The sequence below is a fragment of the Bradyrhizobium sp. KB893862 SZCCT0404 genome (assembly GCF_018130885.1).
GTDB classification, from domain to species: Bacteria; Pseudomonadota; Alphaproteobacteria; order Rhizobiales; family Xanthobacteraceae; genus Bradyrhizobium; species Bradyrhizobium stylosanthis.
Map to the genome: position 1 here is coordinate 388089 of NZ_JAFCLT010000001.1, position 23174 is coordinate 411262.

General features: G+C 60.9%; 21 protein-coding genes. 17 read left to right on the forward strand and 4 right to left on the reverse strand.

Annotated features, from left to right (window positions below; genetic code table 11):
- The first annotated feature begins 213 nt into the window (after window positions 1–213).
- From JQ617_RS02005 to JQ617_RS02035, 7 genes are all read left to right on the forward strand, one after another.
- Window positions 214–1821, forward strand: a complete 1608-nt coding sequence (locus JQ617_RS02005) for a class I adenylate-forming enzyme family protein (protein WP_212024002.1) — start codon at window positions 214–216, stop codon at window positions 1819–1821.
- Window positions 1822–1840: 19 nt separating this feature from the next.
- A complete protein-coding gene (locus JQ617_RS02010) occupies window positions 1841–2578 on the forward strand; it encodes an SDR family oxidoreductase (RefSeq protein WP_212024004.1) in 738 nt (245 codons plus the stop codon).
- A gap of 12 nt (window positions 2579–2590) precedes the next feature.
- Window positions 2591–3772: an acyl-CoA dehydrogenase family protein gene (locus JQ617_RS02015; protein ID WP_212024006.1), complete on the forward strand. Its 1182-nt coding sequence runs from the start codon at window positions 2591–2593 to the stop codon at window positions 3770–3772.
- Window positions 3773–3792: 20 nt separating this feature from the next.
- The gene (locus JQ617_RS02020; protein WP_212024008.1) at window positions 3793–4923 is read left to right on the forward strand and encodes an acyl-CoA dehydrogenase family protein; all 1131 of its coding nucleotides are present in this window, start codon (window positions 3793–3795) and stop codon (window positions 4921–4923) included.
- A 50-nt stretch (window positions 4924–4973) separates the two neighbouring features.
- Window positions 4974–6161, forward strand: coding sequence for an acetyl-CoA C-acyltransferase (locus tag JQ617_RS02025; protein ID WP_212024010.1), 1188 nt, complete (start codon window positions 4974–4976; stop codon window positions 6159–6161).
- 45 nt (window positions 6162–6206) lie between these two features.
- On the forward strand, window positions 6207–7220 hold the full coding sequence (locus JQ617_RS02030) for an NAD(P)H-dependent flavin oxidoreductase (protein WP_212024012.1): 1014 nt from the start codon (window positions 6207–6209) through the stop codon (window positions 7218–7220).
- A 142-nt stretch (window positions 7221–7362) separates the two neighbouring features.
- Complete coding sequence (locus tag JQ617_RS02035) at window positions 7363–8016, forward strand: flavin reductase family protein (RefSeq protein ID WP_212024014.1); 654 nt, start codon at window positions 7363–7365, stop codon at window positions 8014–8016.
- A gap of 123 nt (window positions 8017–8139) precedes the next feature.
- Here the strand turns inward: JQ617_RS02035 and JQ617_RS02040 are convergent, their stop codons facing one another.
- Together JQ617_RS02040 and JQ617_RS02045 are read right to left on the reverse strand one after the other, a co-directional pair.
- A complete protein-coding gene (locus tag JQ617_RS02040; RefSeq protein ID WP_212024016.1) occupies window positions 8140–9351 on the reverse strand; it encodes a multidrug effflux MFS transporter in 1212 nt (403 codons plus the stop codon).
- A gap of 95 nt (window positions 9352–9446) precedes the next feature.
- Window positions 9447–10646, reverse strand: coding sequence for an acetyl-CoA C-acyltransferase (locus tag JQ617_RS02045; protein ID WP_212024018.1), 1200 nt, complete (start codon window positions 10644–10646; stop codon window positions 9447–9449).
- A gap of 169 nt (window positions 10647–10815) precedes the next feature.
- On the opposite strand from JQ617_RS02045, the gene JQ617_RS02050 reads away from it, so the two are divergent.
- The 4 genes from JQ617_RS02050 to JQ617_RS02065 all read left to right on the forward strand — a co-directional run bounded on the left by JQ617_RS02050 (window position 10816) and on the right by JQ617_RS02065 (window position 15408).
- Window positions 10816–11433: a TetR/AcrR family transcriptional regulator gene (locus tag JQ617_RS02050; RefSeq protein ID WP_212024020.1), complete on the forward strand. Its 618-nt coding sequence runs from the start codon at window positions 10816–10818 to the stop codon at window positions 11431–11433.
- A gap of 22 nt (window positions 11434–11455) precedes the next feature.
- Entirely contained in the window at window positions 11456–13777 is a 2322-nt protein-coding gene (locus JQ617_RS02055; RefSeq protein ID WP_212024022.1) for a molybdopterin-dependent oxidoreductase, read from the forward strand.
- 17 nt (window positions 13778–13794) lie between these two features.
- A complete protein-coding gene (locus tag JQ617_RS02060; RefSeq protein ID WP_212024024.1) occupies window positions 13795–14499 on the forward strand; it encodes an SDR family NAD(P)-dependent oxidoreductase in 705 nt (234 codons plus the stop codon).
- 87 nt (window positions 14500–14586) lie between these two features.
- Window positions 14587–15408, forward strand: a complete 822-nt coding sequence (locus tag JQ617_RS02065) for an enoyl-CoA hydratase-related protein (RefSeq protein ID WP_212024026.1) — start codon at window positions 14587–14589, stop codon at window positions 15406–15408.
- Window positions 15409–15488: 80 nt separating this feature from the next.
- Here the strand turns inward: JQ617_RS02065 and JQ617_RS02070 are convergent, their stop codons facing one another.
- The gene (locus tag JQ617_RS02070; RefSeq protein WP_212024028.1) at window positions 15489–15920 is read right to left on the reverse strand and encodes a winged helix-turn-helix transcriptional regulator; all 432 of its coding nucleotides are present in this window, start codon (window positions 15918–15920) and stop codon (window positions 15489–15491) included.
- Window positions 15921–16186: 266 nt separating this feature from the next.
- On the opposite strand from JQ617_RS02070, the gene JQ617_RS02075 reads away from it, so the two are divergent.
- The 6 genes from JQ617_RS02075 (at window position 16187) to JQ617_RS02100 (ending at window position 22045) form a co-directional block, all read left to right on the forward strand.
- The gene (locus JQ617_RS02075) at window positions 16187–17050 is read left to right on the forward strand and encodes an alpha/beta fold hydrolase (RefSeq protein ID WP_249156581.1); all 864 of its coding nucleotides are present in this window, start codon (window positions 16187–16189) and stop codon (window positions 17048–17050) included.
- A 31-nt stretch (window positions 17051–17081) separates the two neighbouring features.
- Window positions 17082–18086: an NADP-dependent oxidoreductase gene (locus JQ617_RS02080; protein ID WP_212024030.1), complete on the forward strand. Its 1005-nt coding sequence runs from the start codon at window positions 17082–17084 to the stop codon at window positions 18084–18086.
- A gap of 66 nt (window positions 18087–18152) precedes the next feature.
- Window positions 18153–18935: an SDR family NAD(P)-dependent oxidoreductase gene (locus tag JQ617_RS02085; RefSeq protein WP_212024032.1), complete on the forward strand. Its 783-nt coding sequence runs from the start codon at window positions 18153–18155 to the stop codon at window positions 18933–18935.
- Window positions 18936–18979: 44 nt separating this feature from the next.
- A complete protein-coding gene (locus JQ617_RS02090) occupies window positions 18980–20071 on the forward strand; it encodes an alkene reductase (RefSeq protein WP_212024034.1) in 1092 nt (363 codons plus the stop codon).
- Window positions 20072–20162: 91 nt separating this feature from the next.
- Window positions 20163–20942 (forward strand): SDR family oxidoreductase, encoded by a 780-nt coding sequence (locus tag JQ617_RS02095; protein ID WP_212024036.1) that lies wholly within the window; start codon window positions 20163–20165, stop codon window positions 20940–20942.
- A gap of 101 nt (window positions 20943–21043) precedes the next feature.
- Window positions 21044–22045 carry an NADP-dependent oxidoreductase gene (locus JQ617_RS02100; RefSeq protein ID WP_212024038.1) on the forward strand — a complete coding sequence of 334 codons (1002 nt, stop codon included), beginning with the start codon at window positions 21044–21046 and terminating at the stop codon, window positions 22043–22045.
- Between the two features lie 132 nt (window positions 22046–22177).
- Here the strand turns inward: JQ617_RS02100 and JQ617_RS02105 are convergent, their stop codons facing one another.
- A complete protein-coding gene (locus JQ617_RS02105; protein WP_212024040.1) occupies window positions 22178–23092 on the reverse strand; it encodes a LysR family transcriptional regulator in 915 nt (304 codons plus the stop codon).
- Window positions 23093–23174 lie beyond the last annotated feature (82 nt).

Here is a 23174-nt window from a genome sequence, read left to right on the forward strand (position 1 = left end):
GTACTTCATCGTACCGGTAGGCCGGCGCGTTGTAAATGACGGGTTCGCTGAAATTCGGAAGGAAGATAGATATGGAAGCTAATGTGCCCCATTTGGGCCTTGGGAGACGGGCAAGAACGATTATGGATTGACGGGTTCTAAAAAAGAACGTTATGTAAAACGACGAATGTGCCCCGCTGCGAAAGGAGGCATGGTTTTGTCGGGAGGTCGGTCGTGGCAGAGCTTTCAGATGTGATCGGTCTCGACGAGATTGGCGTCGGTTTGCCAGGCCGCATTCATGACGTCACGGCAAGACAGGTTGCCTCTGCCCCCGACCGGATCGCGCTGGTTGAAGACGGTGCCTCCTGGACCTACCGCGATCTGGATCGGCGTGTCAGTGAGATCGCCACAGTCCTTTCGTCGCTGGGGATCAGGCCGGGGGACCGGATGATCATTGTCAGCGAAAACTGCATTGCGCTCGCCGCCTTGCTGTTGGCGGCGAGCCGGATCGACGCCTGGGCGATCGTCGCCAATCCGCGATTGTCAGCGCGCGAGCTCGATCAGATCCGCGATCATAGCAGCGCCCGTCGGATGTTCTTTACGCCAGGTATTTCCAAGGAGGCCGCAGCTCACGCCTCGCGCTACGGTGCAGACAGCCGGCAAATCGGGCCTTTGCTGGTAACCAGCGTTGGTCCGCTCAACGAGAGCGCGGCCGTCGAACCGGTGGAGGCCGATGGGGCAAAGCAAGTCGCGGTGCTGATCTACACCTCCGGAACGACGGGGACCCCCAAGGGCGTGATGCTCTCGCATGACAACCTCCTGATCAGCGCAAGGACGACCGCATATTTCCGCAAGATGAACGAACACGATAAGATCTATCTGGTTTTACCGATCTCCCATATCGTCGGCATCTCTCTTCTGATCATGACATTGATGGTCGGCGGCACGATCCGGATGGTCAGCAAATACGATCCTGCTGCGACTGCCAAGGCGATCGCGGAGGAGGGCGTTACCATCCTCAATGGCGTGCCCGCCACCTATCAGCGCCTGTTGGAATACAAGAGCGTAGCGGGTGTGAAGCAGCTCGCGCGAGGTTCGTTGCGCTTGATCGCGGTTGCCGGAGCTCCCCTGGATCTGAGCCTGAAGGCGCGCGTGGAAGAGGAGTTCGGCCTGCCGCTGCTTAACGGCTACGGCATTACGGAATGCTCGCCGGGGATATCGGGCGTGCGCTATGATGCGCCGCGGTCGGATCAGGCGGTCGGCACGTTGCTGCCCGGTGTAGAGGCGCGGGTCAGAACCATCGACGGCTTTCCGACGGCGAGAGGCCAGGTCGGCGAGCTGCATGTCCGTGGGCGCAACGTGATGCTCGGCTATTACCACGCTCCGGAGCTGACCGCGAAGGCGATCGACAGCATGGGTTGGTTCAATACCGGCGACCTGGCGCGCTTCGACGGGGATTGCCTGTATATCGTCGGCCGCACGAAGGAAATGATCATCCGTTCGGGCTTCAACGTCTATCCCGCCGAAGTCGAGGCCGTCGTCAATTCCCACAAGGACGTCGTGCAATCCGCCGTGGTCGGTCGTGCCGCTGACGGCAACGAGGAGATCGTCGCCTTTGTGCAATTGCTGCCGGGGTCTCGCACCACGCCCGACGATCTGATGAGATTCATCCGATCTCAACTCACCTCGTACAAGCGGCCGTCCGAAATAGTCATTCTCGATGCCTTGCCGGCGACCTCGACCGGCAAGATACTCAAGCACAAGCTCGTGGAGTCCTTGCGCGGGGAGGGTCGTGAAGCTCCTCCGAAGGGGGCGCCCGAATTCCGCAAGCAGCAAGTCTAACCTCACCGGGAGAACACCCTTGCAAAAGAGAAACGCGACCGTGGCCGTGATCGGGGCTGGAGATTATATCGGTGGCGAAATCGCCAAGAAGTTCGCCTCTGAAGGCTTCACGGTATTTGCCGGTCGCCGCAATGGGGCCAAGCTCGAGCCTCTGGTCAAGGAAATCGAAGAGGCCGGCGGCGAAATTCACGCGCGCTCGCTCGATGCACGCAAGGAAGAGGAGATCATCTCGTTCCTTGGCGACGCGGACAAGCATGCCCCGCTGGAAGTCTGCATCTTCAACATCGGCGCCAACGTCAACTTTCCGATCTTGGATACGACCGAGCGCGTATTCCGCAAAGTCTGGGAAATGGCCTGCTATTCCGGCTTTCTCGCCGGCCGTGAAGCGGCCCGCCTGATGCTGCCCCGAGGGAAGGGCAATATCTTCTTTACCGGCGCGACGGCGAGCTTGCGCGGTGGATCGGGATATGCGGCCTTCGCCAGCGCCAAATTCGGCCTGCGCGCCGTCGCACAGGCGACTGCGCGCGAGTTGGGTCCAAAGAACATTCACGTGGCACATCTCATCATCGATTCCGGTGTCGACACGGAATGGGTCCGTCAGCGGCGGATCGAGGCGCTCGGTCCGAACGCCCTCGATGATCCCGATCTGTTGATGCCGCCGTCGTCGGTCGCGGAATCCTATTGGCTGCTGTATCAGCAGCCGCGCAGCGCCTGGACCTTTGAGCTCGAGATCCGCCCCTTCGGTGAGAAGTGGTAGGAGGTCCGCGCGATGGAGCTCAGCCTTTCCAGTGAGGACGCCGCGTTTCGTGACGAGGTGCGCACTTTCATTGCGGAGAACTATCCGCAGGAGATGCGCGTTCCCAATCCGGAGACCGACCTGACGAAGGAGCAGTCGCTGCTCTGGCACCGCATCCTCTACAAGAAGGGCTGGATTGCTCCGCTCTGGCCCAAGGAGTACGGCGGCCCCGGCTGGTCGGTCACCCAGCGCTTCATCTTCGAGCAGGAGACGTCTCGGGCAGGGACGCTTCCGCCGCTCGCCTTCAGCGTCACCATGGTCGGCCCGGTCATCTACACGTTCGGCAACGAGGCGCAGAAGAAGAAGTTTCTGCCGCGAATCCTGTCCGGCGAGGACTGGTGGTGCCAGGGCTATTCGGAGCCGGGGTCCGGCTCCGATCTCGCGTCGGTCCGAACCAAGGCGGTGCGCGAAGGCGGCCACTATATCGTCAACGGCCACAAGACCTGGACGACGCTGGCCCAGCACGCCGACTGGATTTTCTGTCTCGTCCGGACCGATCCGTCAGCCAAGGCCCAGGCCGGCATCTCCTTCTTGTTGATCGACATGAAATCGCCCGGCGTCACCGTGCGGCCGATCATCACGATCGACGGATCGCATGAGGTCAACGACGTCTTCCTTGAGAACGTGCGGGTGCCGGCCGAGAATTTGATCGGCGAAGAAAACAAGGGTTGGACCTACGCAAAATTCCTGCTGGGCAACGAGCGCACCAGCATGGCCGGGATCGGGCGGTCGACGCGCTATTTGCAACGATTGAAGCAGGTCGTGCGGACGGAGATCGGCGAGGACGATCCGTCCTTCGGAGAATTCATCAAGGACATCGCGCGGGTCGAGCTTGATGTGCTCGCGCTGGAAGCGACCGAGCTGCGCATCGTTGCCCAGATGTCGCGCGGTATCGATCCGGGACCGGCGGCGTCGCTGTTCAAAATCAGGGGCACCGAGATCTTCCAGCGCATCACGGACCTGACGCACCAGGCGATCGGCAATTACGGTCTGGCGATTCGCGAGCATCCGGTGACCGCCAATCGCTTCATGCCGGGGCCGGACTATGGCCACACCGCGACCGAGAAGTATCTGAACTCCCGGAAGCTCAGCATCTACGGTGGGTCGAACGAGATCCAGCGCAACATCATCGCGAAAGCGGTCTTGGGTCTCTGACATATCGCACGAGGCATCCGATGGACATTCAATTTACCGAAGAGCAGGAATTGCTCCGATCCAGCATTCAACGGTTTCTGCGCGAGCAGTACGACTTCGACGAGCGCCGTAAGATCGTTTCGACCGACGAGGGCTGGAGCCGCAGGCATTGGAAATCGTTCGCCGAACTCGGGCTCTGCGCGGCGCCGTTCCAGGAAAGCTCGGGCGGCCTGGGCGGGGGCCCGCTCGCGACCATGATCGTGATGCAGGAGTTCGGCCGCAACCTCGTCGTTGAACCCTATTTCGAGACGGTGGTGCTCGCAGGCGGCCTGATCGAGGATGTCGCCTCGCCCGAACAGCGCGAGGCGTTCCTGCCTGACATCATGGAGGGCGAGGCGATATGGGCGCTGGCCTGGGCGGAGGGGCGATCCCGCTACGATTTCAACAACGTCACCACGACAGCCCGGCGCCAGGGCGACAATTTCGTGCTGAGCGGGACAAAGGCCGCGGTGGTGGGGGCACCGTGGGCGAACAAACTCATCATATCGGCGCGAACGTCTGGTGGCCCCCGTGATCGCGACGGCGTAAGCCTCTTCATCGTCGATCGTCATTCGGCCAATCTCCATTTGCAGAGCTTCAAGACCGTCGACGGACGGCGCGCTGCCGAGCTCGCGCTGATGAACGTCGAGGTGCCGGCCAGCCAGTTGCTTGGTCGCGAGGGCGAGGGCGTTGCGGCGCTCGAGGCTTGCCGTGAACGCGCCATCGCCGCGCTCTGCGCCGAGGCGGTCGGTGCGATGTCGGTGCTGAATTCGGCAACGCTGGAATACAGCAAGACGCGCAAGCAATTCGGGGTCGCACTGGGGACCTTTCAGGTGCTGCAGCATCGCATGGTCGACATGTTCATCGCGCTCGAAGAGGCCGTCTCGCTCACCCAGCATCTGAACCTCAGCCTGGCCGCCCGGGAGCCCAATGGGTCGAAGCTCGCGTCAGGCGCCAAGTCGAAGGTTGGCTACGCCGCGCGGTTCGTCGCCGAGCAGGCCGTGCAGATCCACGGTGGCATGGGCATGAGCGACGAATTGAACGTCGGTCATTACTTCAAGCGGATCAGCTCCATCAACGTCCAGTTCGGCGACCCGACCTATCACCTGATGCGGTATGCGCAGCAGAGCTGAACCGTCCGCCTGTTCAATCATCCGATTGGCGCTTCCACCAGAGGTAAGCAATGACTGAAGCTGTGATCGTCTCGACGGCCCGCACCCCGATCGGCAAGGCGTATAAGGGGGCGCTCAACCATACCGAGGGTGCGACCCTGCTGGGGCATGCCATCTCCGCAGCGCTGTCGCGCGTGAAAATTGAAGGGGCAGAGGTCGAAGATGTCGTGATGGGTTGCGCCATGCAGCAGGGTACCACGGGAACCAACATCGCCCGCAAAGCGCTGCTGCGTGCCGGACTTCCGGTGAGCGTGGCGGGGACGACCATCGACCGTCAGTGCGCGTCCGGCCTCCAGGCGATCGCGCTTGCCGCCCGCTCGGTCGTTTTTGACGGCGTGCCCGTAGCGATCGGCGGCGGTGGCGAATCCATCAGCCTGGTCCAGAATAACCAGTTCAACGGTTTTCATGCCGTGGATCCGGAGTTGCTCGCGATGAAGGGAGATGCCTACATGGCGATGCTCGACACGGCCGAGGTCGTCGCGAAACGCTACAACATCTCGCGTGAACGCCAGGATGAATACAGTCTCGAGAGCCAGCGCCGCACCGCGGCCGCGCAGCAGGGCGGTCGGTTCAACGACGAGCTCGCGCCGATCACGACCACCATGGCGGTCACGGACAAGGCGAGCGGTGCCGTATCCTATCAGAAGGTAACGCTGTCGGCGGACGAGGGGCCGCGCCCGGATACCACGGCCGAGGGGCTCGCGGGCGTCAAACCGGCCAAGGGGTCGGGCTTCACCGTGACCGGCGGCAATGCCAGTCAGCTTTCGGATGGCGCGAGTGCGGCCGTCATTATGAGCGACAAGCTCGCGGCGCAAAAGGGACTGAAGCCGCTCGGCATTTTCCGAGGCTTCGTTTCGGCTGGCTGCGAACCGGACGAGATGGGTATCGGCCCGATCTATGCCGTTCCCCGCCTGCTCAAACGGCACGGGCTCAAGACCGACGATATCGACCTCTGGGAATTGAACGAGGCGTTCGCCGTGCAGGTGATCTATTGCCGCGACAAGCTCGGGATCGATCCGGACAAGCTCAATGTCAACGGCGGCTCAATCGCGGTCGGCCATCCCTACGGCATGACGGGCGCGCGGCTGACCGGCCACGCCTTGATCGAGGGCCGTCGGCGCAAGGCCAAGTATGCCGTTGTCACGATGTGCGTCGGCGGTGGCATGGGCGCTGCAGGACTTCTCGAAATCATCAACTAACGAGCAACAAGTCGCCAATCTGTACAACACGTCGGAGGTACGCGCGTGAAGACGGCAATTACTGAGCTGTTCGGTATCGAACACCCGATCATCCAGGGCGGAATGCATTATGTCGGTTTTGCCGAAATGGCGGCGGCGGTGTCCGGCGCAGGCGGCCTCGGCTTAATCACAGGCCTCACGCAGCGGACGCCGGAACTGTTGGCCAAGGAGATTGCGCGCTGCCGCGACATGACGGACAAGCCGTTCGGCGTGAACCTGACCTTTCTGCCGACGTTCAGCGCGCCGCCCTATCCGGAATATATTGCCGCCATCAGAGAGGGCGGCGTCAAGATCGTCGAAACGGCCGGGCGCAGCCCCGAGCAGTACATGCCGGCCTTGAAGGCTGGCGGCATCAAGGTGATCCACAAGTGCACGTCCGTTCGGCATTCGCTGAAGGCCGAACAGATCGGCTGTGATGCCGTCAGCGTCGATGGTTTTGAGTGCGGCGGCCATCCCGGTGAGGATGACATGCCCAACATGATCCTGCTGCCGCGTGCGGCCGAGGAACTGAAGATACCGTTCGTTGCCTCGGGCGGCATGGCGGACGCGCGCAGCCTGGTTGCGGCTCTGGCCATGGGCGCCGCCGGCATGAACATGGGCACGCGATTTATCGCCACCAAGGAGGCGCCCGTGCATCAAAACGTCAAGGATGCCCTGGTCAAGGCAACCGAGCTCGATACGCGCCTGGTCATGCGGGCGCTGCGAAATACCGAGCGGGTCCTGAACAACAGGGGCGTCGAGCAACTGCTCGAGATTGAACGGGAGAAGGGCAAAGCCCTGAAGATCGACGATATCCACGAGCAGGTGGCGGGCGTCTATCCCAAGGTGATGATCGACGGCGACATGGACGCGGGCGCCTGGAGCTGCGGCATGGTCGTTGGCCTCATTCACGACATCCCAACGGTCAAGGAGCTGATCGATCGCATCATGGCGGACGCCGAACGGATCATCCGGCAGCGCCTGATAGGCTTTCTCGATGCCGCCGAGCAACGGCCGGCGGTGGCTCGAGCGATTGCGTGAGCATGTTTCGGATGGGGCCCTACTGCGGGATGTTCTGACAAGGGCAGTGCCCCGCCCGGTCATGCGTGGGTCAATTGTTGTTGAAGGAGCTGGACTGGACAGCGATGGATGGGCCCTGGCGGCCCCCGGGGAGAGAAAGGTCATGGATCTGGCAGACTTTCACTACTACGAGCCGTCGAACGGCCACGGACTCCGACATAATCCATTCAATGCGATAATTGCTCCGCGCCCGATCGGCTGGATTTCGTCGCGGAACGCGGCCGGTCAGCTGAATCTCGCTCCCTACAGCTTCTTCAACGCGTTCCTTTACGACCCTCCGATAATCGGCTTCTCTTCAATTTCGTGGAAGGACACCGTCAAGAACGTCAGCGAGACCCGTGAATTCGTCTGGAATCTGGTCACGGTAGATCTGGGCGAGCGCATGAATGTGACGGCGGCACCTCTCGATCACGGCGTGAGCGAGTTTGAGGCAGCAGGGCTGACGCCGATACCCGGGCGTCGCGTGGCCGTGCCGCGCGTCGGCGAGAGCAGGGCCGCGATGGAGTGCAAGGTCATCGAGGTCTCTCAGCTGGCGAATGCGCGAGGCGAGAAAGTCGAAGGCTGGTTCGTCCTCGGCGAAGTTGTCGCAGTCTACATCGACAAGTCCCTGATCCAGGATGGCGTCTACAACACCGCGCTCGGAGGTCCTATCCTGCGCGCCGGCCGGGGCGGAGACTACCTTGAGGTCAAGACGGAAAACATGTTCGAGATGAAACGACCACCAGGTAGCAGCAAGCCAGAATTTCACGGCACTTGAATGGCGATGATCCTGAATACACAATCCAACGTGGCTGTGGTCATGATGACGATGACGTCAGCTCGTGCCGAGAAGAACAGCGAACTCATCAATGCCATCTGTGGCGCTTGCGGGATTAGCCAATCATGGCCTCGGAATTCGCGTATATAGGCCAAAGGCAAGCAGCGAAAACGCGCTCAACACCACGCCCAGCGCAAGCATTGCTTCATGCGATACGGTGGCAGCAAGCCATACACCGATTGCAGCGTTCATCATCTGCCAGAAGCCTAGCAGCGCCGAGGCTGCGCCGGCTTTTTCTCCGAATGGAGAGAGCGCCCGCGCGGTGGTTAGGGGACTGACAACGCCCATGCCGAGGAGAAACACGCACATCGCGCCCAGAAACGGCAGGAATGTTGGGCTTGTCATCGAGATCAGCAGAAGCGCAAGACTGCTGGCGGTTGTCGCCCACAGTCCTGTCCGGATCGGGCCATCGAGCCCGTAGCGTGGTGCCAGTCTCGTCGCCAGCATACCTGCGGCGAATACGATAAAGACGGTGCCGGCGAAGAAGAAGCCGAGTTGGATTGGTGTGAAGTGCAGCGCCTCGATGAACAGGCGCGGCGCAGCCGAAAACATCGAGAACAGGCCGCCTATGATCAGGCTCCCGGTTGCGGCCGGGATAGCGAAACGAGGATCGGAAATCAGGTTAACGTAGGTTTTCGCGATAGCGACCAGGTTGAGCGGGGTGCGGGTTGAACGGTGGGTTTCGCCGAGGATGATCCCATAAGCAATAGCGCCAACAACAGCAAAGGCAGCGACCAGTGCGAATTCAGAGCGCCAGCCGAAGCTGTGGTCGAGTGCACCCCCAAGCAGCGGTGAGAATCCGGGGGCTGCGGACATTGTGATCATAATCAGCGCCATCGCGCGGGCCAGCGCCGGCCCTCGGAACAGATCGCGGGCGATGGCGCGAGACAGCACGGACGTCGCGCAAGCCCCCGCGGCCTGTACGACGCGGCCGACCAGTAGGTTCGGCAGGTCGTTCGCCAAACTGCACCAGACGCTACCGGCGATGAAAACGGCAAATCCGATCAGGACTGGCCAGCGTCTTCCGTAGCGATCCGAAAGCGGTCCGACTACCAGCTGTCCAAACCCGAACACCGCGAGAAAGACGGTGATGGCGGATGTGGCCGCCGCGCTCGTGACATTCAGTGAGATCGCAATTTGCGGCAGCGACGGCAGCAAGATGTTGGTCGCGAGCGTTCCCATGGCGGCCAGGACGGAAAGGATCGCAATCGGCAGGGCACTAGGGATGGGAACGTCTGGCGGCGCCGTCTCGATCGTTTCGCACTGGTCAGTCATGGGAACTTTCGTGCCGATAGGAATGGGCAGGTAACAAGTCAGCGAGCGTCGCAGTTCGCGCCGCTCGCCGAACCAATTTTGCAGGGCCTCTCGTGCTATCCGCGGATAACGCGCTCGATCGCAATGGCGGTGGCTTCACCGCCACCGATGCAGAGAGCCGCCACGCCGCGTTTGAGGTTCTGCGCTTCGAGGGCGTGCAAAAGCGTCACGATCAACCGCGCCCCTGTGGCGCCAATGGGGTGGCCAAGCGCGCAGGCGCCGCCATTGACGTTCAGTTTCTCCCTGGGGATGCCGAGATCTTTTTGCGCCGCCATCGCCACCACGGCAAAGGCCTCATTGATCTCGAACAGATCGACATCGCCGACGCTCCAGCCGACCTTATCCAGCAGCTTGCGGATGGCCGGGATCGGCGCCGTGGTGAACCATTTCGGCTCCTGGCTATGAGTGGCGTGGCCCTTGATCTCGGCGAGCACAGGCAGGCCGTCCCGGTCGGCGAGCGAGCGCTTTGCCAGGATGAGGGCCGCGGCGCCGTCCGCGTTGGCCGAGGAGGCGGCTGGCGTAATGGTGCCATTGGCGCGGAACGCAGCTTTCAAGGCAGGTATCTTGGCGGGATCGACCTTGAGCGGGTGCTCGTCGTTGGCGACGATCCGCGGCCCGGTCTTCTCCGCCAAGGTGATCGGCGCGATCTCAGCTTTGAACGCACCGCCCTCGACTGCTTTGCGTGCCCGGGTCAGGGTCTCGATCGCGTAGGCATCCTGGTCGTTCCGGGTGAACTGATAGGCTTCCGCCGTGGCTTCGCCGAAATCGCCCATCGAGCGACCGGTCTCGTAGGCATCTTCGAGGCCGTCCATCAGCATGTGATCGATGATCCTGTCGTGTCCGGCGCGGTAACCGCCGCGCGCCTTCGCCAGCAGATAGGGCGCGTTGCTCATGCTCTCCATGCCGCCGGACAGCACGATTTCGGCGGAACCTGCATTGATGATGTCGTGTGCCAGCATCGTCGCCTTCATGCCGGACCCGCAGACCTTGTTGATGGTGGTGGCGCCGGTGGCGTCGGGCAACTTGGCACCGCGTACCGCTTGCCGGGCTGGAGCCTGGCCTTGTCCCGCCGGCAGCACGTTGCCCATGAATACCTCGTCGATCCTTTCGGGGGCCAGTTTGGCGCGCTCGATAGCGGCGCCGATGACGTGGGCTCCCAGCTTGTGAGCGCTCAACGGCGACAGTTCACCCATGAACCGGCCAAGCGGTGTACGAGCGGCGGAAAGAATGACGACGGGATCTGAGGCGGCGGCCATGGCGAATTCTCCTGGTGATCTATGTTGTTATATGACGATAATCATATAAGGTGACTGGCATTGCAATGGAATGTTGCCGTGATCTTCAAGGAAGTGCGGTTCCAGAATTGCTCGAAGGAGAGGGGGCGGTTTGTGCAGCCGATCGCCCTGGGCCTTGCAGGGAGTGGCGATGCGATACGTAGAAGACCACAGACGTCAAACCCACAGTCGGATCGTTGAAAATGCATCTTACGGCTTGCGGCAGAAGGGCGCCGAAGGGCTCAGCGTTGTCGACTTGATGAAGTTGGCGGGTCTGACGCATGGCGGCTTCTACAACTATTTCGATTCGCGTGCCGCTCTTGTCGGCGAGGCGATCGCTTTTGCAATGGACCAAATGACCGAGCGGTGGAAGCGGGTGGCGAATGGGAAGGCCAACGGGGAGCGCTTCGAGGCAGTGATCGCCGACTATCTCAGTCCCCGGCATCGCGACGATTCCAGACACGGTTGCCCACTCCCAGCCTTGGCCGCCGATGTTGCTCGATCGAGCCCGAGCGAGCGGCGGGCCTTAGCTTCCAAACTCGAGAAGATGATCGACGTCTTTGTCGATCTGCTTCCCGATGGGGAGCCAGAGCAGGCACGTCAAATTGCGACGGGCGCTATCGCAACCATGGTTGGATCAATCGTGCTGTCGCGTGCCGTCGGCGCCGGGAATCTTTCCGACGGCATTCTCGACGCAGGACGCGTGACCGCTGGCGGCCGGATTCGGAAAGCCTCAGCGAAGCACAACAAAGGCAGCGCGCAACGATAAATCCTAACGTAGGGAGATTACCATGACGGCCGGCAAGTGGCTCAAGACAGCCTGTAATCTGTGCTACATAAATTGCGGGATCGAAGTCTGGGTGAATGACGGTCGCTTGGAGAAAGTGCGAGGCGACCGTTCGAGCCCGAAATCACAGGGCTATCTGTGCAACAAGGCGACCCGCATTCCATATTATGCAAATGACAGGGATCGGCTCACGACCCCGCTGCGTCGTCGCGCCGACGGCGGCTTCGACGAGATCGAGTGGGACGTGGCGATCGCAGAGATCGCGGAGCGGCTGCGAGGCATCGTCGACAGGCATGGGGGCAAGAGCATCGCCCTTTATGGCGGCGGTGGGCAGGGCAACCACGCCGGCGGCGCCTACGCCAGTGGATTGTTGCGCGCGCTGGGCTCGCGCAGCGTCTTCAATGCGCTTTCACAGGAGAAAACTGGCGATTTCTGGGTCAATGGCCACATGTTCGGCAGCCAGACGTGCCACACCGCCGAGGACGTACATCATTGCGATCTCTTGTTTGTCATCGGTGCAAATCCCTGGATCGCGCACGGCTTCCCCAATGCGCGGGACCATCTCAATCAGATCCGCAAGGATCCCGCACGCAAGTTGATCGTCATCGATCCGCGCCGGACCGAAACCGCCGAAATGGCGGACCTGCATCTCGCAGTTCGTCCCGGCGCCGACGCATTCCTGCTCGGCGCGTTGCTGGCTACGCTCGTCCGTTCCGAGCGGATCGACCACGCGTTCATTGAGGAGCGCACGATCGGCTTCGCCGAAGTGAGGCGGGCACTGCTGAACATTCCAGTCGAGGAATGGGCTGCTGCGGCCGATATCACGATGACGGACCTGGAGCGTTGCGCCGCGATGATCGCAGCCGCGAAGGCCATGGTGGTGCGGGTCGAGCTTGGCATCCAGCAAGGCATCAACTCGACGCTCAACTCCTATCTCGAAAAGCTCTTGATCATGCTGTCCGGCAGTTTCGGCCGTAAAGGCACCAACCAACTGCATAGCTGGCTTCAGCCACTATGGGGCAATTCACCGAACCAGACCTTCCCTCCGACCGGCGACGCGATCATCGGGGGCCTGTTGCCTCCGAATATTTTCCCCGAGGCGGTGCTCAACGACCATCCCGACCGATTGCGCTGCGCCTGGATCGACAGTTCCAATCCTGCCAACACGGCAGCCAACACCGATGCAGTAGAGCGAGCGCTACGTTCGCTTGAGCTATGCGTGGTGGTCGACGTTGCGATGACCGAAACCGCGCAGCTCGCGGATTATGTTCTCCCTGCCTCCTCGCAATTCGAAAAAACGGAGTTCACTCTGTTCAACTTCGAGTTTCCGACGAACTATTTTCACGTGCGCGCCGGTGTATTGCCGCCACTCGCCGGCACCTTGCCGGAGCCCGAGATCTATACGCGGCTTGCCATAGCCCTTGGGCTCCTGCCGGGTGATAATGTGCTCGCACCCTTGCGCGAGACAGCACGCCGCTCCCGCCCGGAGTTCGCCGCGGCCTTTCGCGCCTTTATTGCCGAAAACCCGCAGGCCGTGCCCGCCCTCGTGCTCTACCATACGCTTGGGCAGACGCTTCCGGATGGCACTGCGGCGGCTGCACCGTTGTGGAGCGCGGCACTGGCTTGCGCGAAGCGATCGTCGCAAGCCGTGCGGCGCGCGATCAACGCATCGGACGAGGTCACGGATCATCAGCTCGGCGATCTCCTGTTCGACACCATCGTGGCCACCCGGCAGGGCACGGCGGTTACCCAGCACGACTACGACGACGTCTGGTCGTTGATCAGTCATTCGGATCGCAAGGTACGGCTGGTCATCCCGCAGATGCTGGAATGGCTGGCGCGCCTCGACCCGAAAGCCGCGGTTGCTCCAAAGGAGTTTCCGTTCATGCTGGCGGCCGGTGGCCGGCGCATGTTCAATGCCAATCAGATCTTTCGCGATCCCGCGTGGCGTCGCGACGATCCGGACGGCGCCATGTTGATCAATTCGAACGATCTGAGCGAGTTGGGCGCGAAGGACGGTGACTGGATTGCCGTCGAGTCGGTGGTGGGGCGGCTCGTCGTCCGCTGCAAGGTCGATGACGCCATGCGGAACGGCCAGTTGGCGCTGCCGCACGGCTATGGTCAGGCATACCCCACGTCGGATGGTGAGCGCCTCGTCAACGGGCCGCGCATCAATCTCCTGACGGACAGTGGCAACCGCGACCCCATTGCGGGCACGCCCTACCACAAGAACGTTGCGGTTCGCCTGGCCCTGGTGCCCGGGCACGAGGCTGCGGCCCATCAGTCGCAGTCCGACCGAATTCATAGGACAGTGGCCGGACGATAGCCAGAAGGGAGCGTCAAATGGCCGAGAAGCCGATCGCGATCGTGACGGGCGTAGGGCCGGGCACCGGGGCCGCCATCGTCAAGCGTTTCTCCGCCGGTGGCTTCCGTGTCGTCGCGCTTGCTCGCTCTGTGGAGCTCATCAATCGACTTGCACAAGAGTTTTCCGACGTGCACGCGGTGACCTGCGACGTCTCGGACGAGAGCCAGGTGCGGACCGTGATCACTGAGGTAAAGCGGCGCTTTGGCGCAGCCGAAGTCCTCATCCACAACGCGGTTGGAGGAGGCTGGGGGAACTTTCGCGAGATTGATCCGAAGATGCTGAAGAGCAATTTCGAGGTCAACGTGATGGGCTTGTTGTACCTGTCGCGCGAGGTGGCCCCTGACATGATCGATCGGGGTAAAGGTGCAATCCTGGTGACTGGCAACACGTCGTCGATCCGAGGCAAAGCCAATTTCGCCGGCTTCGCACCGACGAAAGCCGCGCAACGTATCCTGGCCGAGTCGATCGCGCGGGACATGGGACCTCTCGGCGTGCATGTCTCCTATGTCCTCATCGACGCCGTGATCGATACGCCCCGGATGCGCGCGCGGATGAGCGACAAACTGGATGAGTTCTTCATCAAGCCTGCCGCGATTGCCGATGAACTGTACCATCTTTGCGGTCAGGACCGGTCCGCCTGGTCATTCCTTACGGAGCTGCGGCCATTCAACGAAAAGTGGTGATGCTCGCCCTACGAGAAACGCGGTCACAACCGGTAACGCGCACTTGGTCATTTAGAGAGCTCTGCGCAGGACTTGAAAGGTCAAACCATGACTGATGGATCAATCTCGGTCGATACGGGGACGGACGAACTGCTGTGCACGATCCGGGATCGCGTTGCCGTGATCACCTTGAACCGACCGGAAGCCCGAAATTCGCTGTCTGACCATCTCACGCCGGCGTTGCGCCGGATGATCAAACACAATGGAGATGATCCTGAAGTCGGAGCCCTTCTTCTCACCGGGGCGGGCACCGCCTTTTGCTCGGGCGGCGACATCAAGGGAATGGGTGGGAACTCTGCCGCACCGGCCATGTCAATCCGCGACAAGGTCGAGCGATTGCGGGCTCGTCAGCGAACCCTCACCGGCGCACTTGTCTCGGTGCGCAAGCCCACCATCGCGGCCTTGCCGGGACCGGCGGCCGGCGCTGGACTTGCGATCGCGCTCGCTTGCGACATTCGTATCGCAGCCGAATCCGCCATTATGACGACGGGCTACGCCAGGATTGCGCTGACCGGCGATTACGGCATTTCATGGCTATTGACCCGGCTGGCCGGAACATCGCGTGCGCGCGAACTAATGTTTTTGTCCGAACGGATCGATGCACGCCGCAGCGAAGCGCTGGGGCTGGTCAATCGCGTGGTGTCCGATTCTGAACTGCAGCACGAAGCGTTTGCAGTGGCGAGGACGTTGGCGAACGGTCCGGCGAGCGCTTTTGCCTCTATCAAGGATAATCTCGATCTTGCGCTGTCGGTGGACTTCTTGACGTCCTTGGATCAGGAGGCCGAAAGGATGGTCATTGCAGCGGGTACTGCGCAGCACGCCGAAGCCGTTCGAGCTTTTAATGAGAAACGTCCTCCCACTTACAGGTAAAAACTGTTTCAGTTAATTACTTTGAAGGCCTGGTGGGCCGCACGCGCGACCGCACAAGCTGGAGATGTCAAGCGAGTAGCTCATTCGGGTTCGGCGATACGAATGGAACGTGTCCCGATCGGAGCGCCGGTCGCGCGGTCGATGGTAAGGGGATCGATCTCCGTTCCCTTCTCGGCGTCGAAGAACCGGATCATCTTGCCTCCGCCACGATGCTTGCGTCCCCACGCGCCAATCGCGAAGAGCACCGGCAAAAAGTCGCGGCCGGCTTCCGTCAGCACATATTCGTCCCGTGGCGGCCGGTCTGAATAACGACGTTTCTCCAGCAACCCCTCGTCCACCAGGGCAGAAAGCCGCCCCGTCAGCATCGTCGGTGCGATACCGAGACTCTTACGAAAATCGTCGAACCGGGTCAGCCCCCCATGGGCATCGCGCATGATCAGCATGCTCCATGCGTCCCCGACAATCGCCAGGCTCCGGGCAATCATGCAGGGCTGGATCGAAAGTTTCTTCATGTTAGTCTCATTTTAGTAGTGACATGGTACTAAATTGATAGTAACAGGTTGTTCGTCGATGTTCCACGACAAATTGAGAAAACTGGACCGAGGAGCAGGACAGAGGGCGGACTTGCGCTGATCTCAGGTACTTGCGCCAGCATTGGGCCGACGTTGCCGCGCGATCAACCCGTGCATCTTTGGGTGCGCGAAGAAGAAGGTGCGTTCTCCGACCGGGTCCTTCCGATCTTGCGGATTCCGGTTTCAACCGAACTATGGAGTAAGTGATGCCCAGTTATGTGAGCCACGCCGGATCGGTTGTGCGCTATATCGATGCGCCGAATCTTTCGGTCAGTGCTGCAGGAACCACCTTTGCCTATCGCGACATCGGTCCGCGCAGTGGCGTCCCACTGATCCTTCTCAACCATTGGGGCGCGGTTCTCGACAATTTCGATCCACGGATCGTCGATGGCCTGGCCACCAGGCACCGTGTGATCGCGATCGACTACCAAGGTATCGGCGCTTCGAGCGGGAAAGCGCCTGTTACCGTTGGCGAAATGGCGCGAGATACGATTGCTCTGGTCGCAGCGCTGGGCTTTGAAAAGATCGATTTGCTCGGCTTCTCCCTCGGCGGTTTCGTGGCGCAGGATATCGCGCTGAAGGCGCCGGGCCTCGTGCGAAAGCTCATTCTGACCGGCACGGGCCCGGCAGGCGGCAAAGGTATCGAGAAGGTCGGGCCTGTGTCCTGGCCGCTAATGATCAAGGGCTTGCTGACTTTGCGAGACCCCAAATTCTACTTGTTCTTCACGTCCACGGCCAATGGCCGCCGAGCCGCAAGGGCCTTTTTGGAAAGGCTGAAGGAGCGCAAGGCCGATCGGGACAAAGGAGCCACACCAGAGGCCTTGTTGCGGCAACTCAAGGCGATCAAGAGTTGGGGCCAGCAGACGCCTCAAGATCTCGGCAGCATCCGCATCCCTGTGCTCATCGCGAATGGCGACAACGATATCATGGTGCCCACCGCGAACAGCGCCGACATGGCGCGCCGTATCCCGGGTGCGCAATTGATTATCTACGAAGATGCCGGGCATGGCGGAATTTTTCAGCACTACGCCGACTTTGTTCCGAATGCGCTGTCCTTCCTTGAAGCCTGACACCACGGCAATACTTCGAATGGAGAACACCATGAGGGCATTCGTTGTCGACAAATACAAAAAGAAGGGCGCTCTGCGCTTGGCTAATTTGCCGGAGCCGGAGATGCAGGACAATGATGTCCTGGTTCAAGTTCGTGCAACCGGCGTGAACCTTCTGGACTCCAAGGTCAGAGACGGAGAATTCAAGCTCATCCTGCCGTATCGTCCACCTTTCATTCTGGGTCACGATGTTGCAGGGATAGTCCTCAGGGTCGGCCGCAATGTCAGGCGGTTCAAGGTCGGCGACGAGGTCTATGCACGGCCGCGCGATCATCGGGTCGGAACATTCGCCGAATTCATTGCCATGAATGAAGCGGACGTGGCGCCGAAGCCCAAGAACATCAGCATGGAAGAGGCCGCCTCTATCCCGCTGGTGGGGCTGACCGCCTGGCAGGCGCTAGTCGAGGTGGGCAAGCTGAAGCCTGGCCAGAAGGTCTTCATCCAGGCTGGCTCCGGCGGGGTTGGGACTTTCGCTATCCAACTCGCCAAGCATCTCGGTGCGATCGTCGCGACGACGACGAGCGCGAAGAATGTCAAATTGGTCAAGAATCTCGGCGCGGACCTGGTCATTGATTACAAGACGCAGGATTTCGAGAAGGTCTTGTCGGGCTACGATCTGGTCCTGCACAGCCAGGACGCCGAGGCGCTTGAAAAATCCCTGCGCGTGCTCAAGCCGGGCGGTCTGCTCGTGTCAATCTCCGGGCCGCCTGACCCCGAATTCGCCAGGGAAAAGGGCATGAACCTGTTCCTGAAGCTGGTGATGCGCATGCTGAGCCGCGGTGTGCGGAAAAAAGCCAGAAGCGTTGGTGTGCGCTTCTCATTCCTGTTCATGCGCGCGCAGGGCCAGCAATTGAGCGAAATCACCTCCCTGATCGAATCTGGCGTGATCCGTCCGGTCGTGGACAAAGTTTTCCCGTTCAAAAAAACCGGTGATGCGCTCGCCTATGTCGAGGGCGGGCGCGCAAAGGGCAAGGTCGTCATCACGGTGGCAGACTAGCAACCACGGCGGGCCCATCGGAATAACGATCCTGCCTAATAGAGTACTTCGAGAAAGAACGAGATCATGGCTAAAAATCCCACTGTCCTCATCACCGGAGCCTCCTCTGGCATCGGAGCAACTTATGCAGACCGTTTCGCCCGCCGCGGACATGATCTCGTCCTGGTTGCCCGCGACAAGGAGCGAATGGGGGCCCTTGCTGTGCGGCTTCGGGACGAGACGGGTGTTGCCATCGACATCCTACGGGCCGATCTGACCAACCCGGGCGACCTTGCAGCCGTCGAAATGCGGCTGCGTGACGATCGCCGCATTGGTGTCCTCGTCAACAATGCAGGGGCGGCCTTGGGCGGATCCTTCATCGCGCAAGCAGCCGAGGATGTCGGCCGTCTTGTCGCTCTGAACACGACCGCCGTCGTTCGTCTCGCCAGTGCCGTAGCGCCGCGGTTTGCAGAGGCGGGCGAAGGCGCGATCGTCAATATTTCATCGGTCGTCGGGCTCGCGCCGGAGTTCGGAATGTCGGTGTACGGCGCGACCAAGGCTTTCGTGACCTTCCTGTCCCAGGGGCTCAGTCTCGAGCTCGGCCCCAAGGGCGTTTATGTCCAGGCCGTGCTTCCGGCCGCGACGCGCACCGAGATTTGGGAGCGTGCCAGCATCGACGTCAACACGCTGCCCGTGGTGATGGACGTGGGAGAGCTAGTTGATGCTGCGCTGGTCGGCTTCGATCGACGTGAGCCGATCACCATCCCGCCGCTCCACGACGCTGGGCAGTGGGACACCTATCAGGCTGCCCGGCAAGCGATACTTCCCGGCCTTCGGCAGGAACGCGCGGCTGCCCGCTATCAGTCGTAACTATAATTACCCTCGATGCGACAAACTCTTGGTGAAAGCGACAAATGACCAACAAGTCACTCTTTGAACCCTACATGCTCGGTGCTCTCACGCTGTCCAACCGGATCGTCATGGCTCCGTTGACGCGCAACAGAGCGGGCGGCGGGTTTGTACCAGGCGATCTGACAGCGGAATACTACGCCCAACGCGCCTCGGCAGGCCTGATCATCTCGGAGGCGACCCAGATCTCGCAGCAGGGGCAGGGCTATCAGGATACGCCTGGCATCTACAGCCAAGCGCAGATCGACGGTTGGCGAAAGGTGACGGATGCCGTTCATGCCAAGGGCGGTCATATCTTCCTGCAGCTCTGGCACGTGGGCAGGGTGTCGCATGTCGATCTTCAGCCGAACCGGCAGGCCCCGGTAGCCCCTTCGGCTATCAGGGCCGAAGCTAAGACATTCGTGAACAATTCTTTCGTCGACGTGTCGCAACCGCGGGCGCTCGAGCTGGGCGAGATCGCAGCGATAGTCGATGATTTCCGTCACGGCGCCGCCAATGCGATTGCCGCTGGCTTCGATGGTGTAGAGGTCCACGGCGCAAACGGCTATTTGCTCGATCAGTTCTCCAAGGACGGAGCCAACACCCGCACCGATGCCTACGGCGGTTCGATCGAGAACCGCGCCCGGCTGACGCTGGAGGTGACCGCTGCGGTCGCCCGGGAAGTTGGAGCCAACCGAACTGGTGTTCGGATTTCTCCGGTCTCGCCGGCAAACGGAGTGTCTGCAACCAACCCGCAGGCACAGTTCAATTACATCGTCGAGAAGCTCGACGAACTCGGTATCGCCTATCTCCACGTCGTCGAAGGCGCGACGGGCGGTCCGCGCGATATCGCATCGTTCGACTTCGCGACTCTTCGGCAGAAGTTCAAGAATACCTACCTCGCCAACAATGGCTATGATCTGAACCTCGCGACGGCTAGACTTCGCGAAGGGCTGGCGGATGTGTTCGCCTTTGGAAGGCCGTTCATCGCCAACCCGGATCTCGTCGAGCGCCTGAAGACGAGTGCGCCGTTGGCCAGCTTCAATCCGGCGACGCTCTACGGGGGTGGACCGGCGGGCTATACCGACTACCCCTCCATCGCAACGTCGGCCCGCTGACCACGATGGGAACGGGTATACCTGCGGCCACATTGCTCGCGCCGATTGGAAGACATACCACGCTCGCCATCAAGCGCATCGAGGAGGCAACATGACTCAGCCCATCCACGACACCCAAACTTCCGCACAGGAGGTTGCGGTCATTGTCGGCGGCGGCCCCGGCATCAGTTCGAGTTGCGCCAGGTTGTTCGCGGAAAACGGCATGCGTGTCGGCATCGCAGCCAGGAAACCCGACAAAGCCGTCCTTGAGGCTCTCGAAAAGATGCATGGGGTGCGTCGATACGCCTGCGATGCAAGCGAGCCGGCAGCAGTCGCGCAGCTGTTCAAGAATGTCGTTCAAGAGATCGGAACGCCGAGGCTCGTCGTTCATAACATCGACGGCCGGGTTCCCGGCATATTCCGCAAGAGCGTTGTCGAAGCCGATCCAATCATGGCGATCGAGACACTTCGAAACGCGGCGTTCAGCGCGTTTCTGGTTGGTCAACAAGCAGCTCGGCTCATGCTCGGAAACGAGCCGGACTCCAATGGCGCGAGAGGAACGATCATCTTTACGAACGCAAGTGCTGCGCTGAAAGGCTTCCCATCGGGTGGTCCGTTCGCAATGGCATGTCATGCCAAATCGGGGCTCGCGCAAAGCATGGCCCGAGAGCTGATGCCGCAGGGAATCCACGTGGTGAACGTGCCGATCGACGCTGCGATCGGATGGACTCAGGAGGACGGGACCCGTGCGCATCGTCTGGCGGGAACAACCGTTGACGACAACATGGCCGACCCTGTCCATATCGCGAAGACCTATCTGCAGCTTCACCGGCAGCATCGGTCGACCTGGGCATTCGAAGTCGTGCTTCGCCCCTGGACCGAGAAATGGTGACGGCATTCGCCGTGGCGCAGGTTCGTTCGTTCGCGCTTGGAATTTGGCCTTACTCCCCATCATCGACATCAACCCAAACACCTTCGGGCACAGAGAAGCACATGAGAGCACTTGTCTTTAAGCGTTACGGCAAATCGGATCAGGTTTCGTTTGCCGACATTCCACGGACGACCCCCAAGCCGAACGAAATTCTCGTTCAGGTTCACGCTGCTGGATTGAACCCCATCGACAACATGATTCCGAAAGGCACTTTCAAGCCCATCCTCCGGTTTGACTTGCCGGCCACGCTTGGCAGTGATTTGGCGGGCGTCGTGGTCGAAGTCGGAAGCCGTGTAACTCGCTTCAAACCGGGCGACGCTGTCTTCGCCAGCATCTTCGACACCGGAAAAGGCGCACTTGCGGAATTTGCTCTCGTGCCGGAGGACGCGGCTGCGCTCAAACCGCAAAATCTGGACTTCGTGCAGGCGGCTTCGATCCCGATGGTTGGGCTGACGTCGTGGCAGGCGCTCAAGCAACGTGCACGCCTCAAGCCGGGCCAAAGATTGTTCATCCCCGCAGGTTCTGGCGGCATAGGTACGTTCGCAATCCAACTCGCGAAATGCCTAGGAGCTACTGTGGGGACGACAACCAGCACGGCAAACGTGGATCTGGTGCGGAACCTGGGAGCTGACGAAGTCGTGGACTATAAGCAGCAGGAATTCGAGCAAGTGCTGCGGGACTACGACGCCGTGCTCGGCACCGTGAGGGGCGATGCCATCGAAAAATCCCTTCGGATACTGAAGCCCGGAAGCACGGTCGTGTCTCTGATCGGTCCACTGGACGCAGCGTTCGCTCGCGCCCGCGGGCTGAACGCCTTCATGGTGTTCGTGTTCGGGTTGATGGGCCGCAAGATCATTCGGCTCGCCCGCAAACGCGGCGCAACGTATTCATTTCTCTTTGTCCAGCCTGACGGTGGGCAGCTCGCTGAGATCGGCGAACTTCTTAAGACGGAACGTATCCGGCCTGTGATCGACAAGGTATATCCGTTCGAGGAAGCGAAAGAGGCGCTTGCGTATCTCGAAAAGGGAAGGTCCAAAGGCAAGGTCGTTGTCCAGATCAGATAGCTGCAATGCTGCGGTCCCTTGGTCGAGCAGGCGGCAATGCGGCGGAAGTGCGCGCTAATGTCGGTGCTTCCAGCCCGTGTCCAGATTGCTCGCTTCAACTCCGAGATCAGAGGTGCCGAGCCTCGGTGTCACTCATGGAGCTGCGACAAGCCAAGGTCGTTTCGAGAACCTTCGGTGAAGGAACTCCGTGAACGCCCGGACGCGTTGGGATCCACCCGGTTGCGGCTGGTAGAGCGCGAAGATCGGCTCATCCAACTTGCTGGTGAATTCCGAAAGCAGCGGGATCAGCGTGCCCGCTCTGACGTCGTTCGCTACGACGAAGTCGGCGACTCTGATAATCCCGACGCCGCGAAGCGCCAGCTCCCGCAGCATCGGTGCATGGTTCGATGACGCATTTCCCTCGATCCCGAGGCCTTCGGGCATAGACTTGAACGACCACGGGACAGCCATCGTTTGAAGGGAAAAGCTGAGGCAATTATGCAGCACGAGGTCGGCCGGCGACTCCGGAATGCCGCGGCGCTCCAGGTAGATCGGCGATGCGCAGACAACCCAGCTGCTGTCCGCGACTTTGCGCGACACGAGCCTGCTGTTTTCTGGGCGTCCATACCGCAAGACAATATCGATGTCGGAGTTGATGCTGTCTATGTTTTCCGTTCCAAGCTGAATGTCGACTCGGATTCCAGGATTGGCATCCAGAAATTCCGGAAGGACAGGTGCGAGTTGGGAGAGCGCAAAGGAGGGCAGGGCATAGATGCGAAGTTGCCCAGTAGGAGCCAACGAGAACTTCTCAATGAGGCTCTCCGCATCAGTCATGGCTTCAATGACGCGGGACGCTCGCTGAAACAGCGCCTTGCCCTCTTCCGAGAGCCGGACCGAATGGGTCGTCCGATTGAAAAGCCGGGCGCCGAACTTGCGCTCGAGTCTGGTCACGACCTTGCTGACGGTCGACGGCGTTAGGTCCAATGCACGGCCGGCGGCAGAGAAGCTCCCGCTCTTTGCGATCTGTACGAATACCAAAACCTCTTGAAACCGGTCGTTGCGCGTCACGCCCTTGGTCTCCCCCGCCGTTACGCATGGATCAGACCCTCCGATCTAGCGTGATGTGAATTGAATTCATAGCCGTTTTTCG

Bases quoted from the DNA above. Each gene is read 5' to 3' on its own strand.
- JQ617_RS02035 (WP_212024014.1), top strand. From the start codon at position 7,363: ATGGATCTGGCAGACTTTCACTACTACGAGCCGTCGAACGGCCACGGA.
- JQ617_RS02100 (WP_212024038.1), top strand. From the start codon at position 21,044: ATGAGAGCACTTGTCTTTAAGCGTTACGGCAAATCGGATCAGGTTTCG.
- JQ617_RS02055 (WP_212024022.1), top strand. From the start codon at position 11,456: ATGACGGCCGGCAAGTGGCTCAAGACAGCCTGTAATCTGTGCTACATA.
- JQ617_RS02095 (WP_212024036.1), top strand. From the start codon at position 20,163: ATGACTCAGCCCATCCACGACACCCAAACTTCCGCACAGGAGGTTGCG.
- JQ617_RS02020 (WP_212024008.1), top strand. From the start codon at position 3,793: ATGGACATTCAATTTACCGAAGAGCAGGAATTGCTCCGATCCAGCATT.
- JQ617_RS02085 (WP_212024032.1), top strand. From the start codon at position 18,153: ATGGCTAAAAATCCCACTGTCCTCATCACCGGAGCCTCCTCTGGCATC.
- JQ617_RS02040 (WP_212024016.1), bottom strand. From the start codon at position 9,351: ATGACTGACCAGTGCGAAACGATCGAGACGGCGCCGCCAGACGTTCCC.
- JQ617_RS02065 (WP_212024026.1), top strand. From the start codon at position 14,587: ATGACTGATGGATCAATCTCGGTCGATACGGGGACGGACGAACTGCTG.
- JQ617_RS02070 (WP_212024028.1), bottom strand. From the start codon at position 15,920: ATGAAGAAACTTTCGATCCAGCCCTGCATGATTGCCCGGAGCCTGGCG.
- JQ617_RS02045 (WP_212024018.1), bottom strand. From the start codon at position 10,646: ATGGCCGCCGCCTCAGATCCCGTCGTCATTCTTTCCGCCGCTCGTACA.
- JQ617_RS02080 (WP_212024030.1), top strand. From the start codon at position 17,082: ATGAGGGCATTCGTTGTCGACAAATACAAAAAGAAGGGCGCTCTGCGC.
- JQ617_RS02060 (WP_212024024.1), top strand. From the start codon at position 13,795: ATGGCCGAGAAGCCGATCGCGATCGTGACGGGCGTAGGGCCGGGCACC.
- JQ617_RS02090 (WP_212024034.1), top strand. From the start codon at position 18,980: ATGACCAACAAGTCACTCTTTGAACCCTACATGCTCGGTGCTCTCACG.
- JQ617_RS02025 (WP_212024010.1), top strand. From the start codon at position 4,974: ATGACTGAAGCTGTGATCGTCTCGACGGCCCGCACCCCGATCGGCAAG.
- JQ617_RS02015 (WP_212024006.1), top strand. From the start codon at position 2,591: ATGGAGCTCAGCCTTTCCAGTGAGGACGCCGCGTTTCGTGACGAGGTG.
- JQ617_RS02075 (WP_249156581.1), top strand. From the start codon at position 16,187: ATGCCCAGTTATGTGAGCCACGCCGGATCGGTTGTGCGCTATATCGAT.
- JQ617_RS02050 (WP_212024020.1), top strand. From the start codon at position 10,816: ATGCGATACGTAGAAGACCACAGACGTCAAACCCACAGTCGGATCGTT.